Origin of the sequence: Ramlibacter paludis (assembly GCF_022012305.1) — a bacterium.
In the GTDB taxonomy this organism is placed as follows: Bacteria; Pseudomonadota; Gammaproteobacteria; order Burkholderiales; family Burkholderiaceae_C; genus Ramlibacter; species Ramlibacter paludis.
In genome coordinates, this window is record NZ_JAKLTM010000016.1 from 1 (window position 1) to 487 (window position 487).

At 70.6% G+C, this 487-nt stretch carries 1 protein-coding gene; it reads left to right on the plus strand.

Annotation, left to right across the window (positions count from 1 at the left end; all coding sequences use genetic code 11):
* Positions 1–487 (plus strand): hypothetical protein (locus LZ009_RS24160; RefSeq protein WP_275700556.1); only part of this gene is annotated, 487 nt, incomplete at both ends.

Genomic DNA, 487 nt, shown 5'->3' on the forward strand with positions numbered 1-487 from the left:
GGGCTGAGCACGGCGACGGACGTGCTGCTGCGCTGGAAGGACGTCAACGGCAACCCGTCGATGACGCGGCTGAGCCCGACGATCGCGGCGGCCGACGGCACCAGCGCGACGCTGGTGCTGCCGCGCGAAGCCAATGGCGCCTACCGGCTGCAGGTGTTCGGCTCGGCCAGCCAGCCGCTGCTGCAGATCGTGCCGACGCTGGACGGCTTCGACGTGAGCGGCACGCAGACCTCCCTCGTCGGCTCGGGCTTCGTCGAAGGTGGCGGCAGCTATGCGTTCCAGGGGCTGACGCTGGCCGACACGAGCACCGACGGCGCGACCGACGTGTACTACAGCGACGTGCAGAACGGCCGGGTGTACTTCAACAACACGGCTTCGCAGCACGGGCTGGGCACGGTGAGCGCGACGACCGCGGGCGGCACCTCCGAGGCGCTGAACCTGAACTTCCTGCGCATGCCGATCGGCACGCCGGGCGACGTGGCGGTGG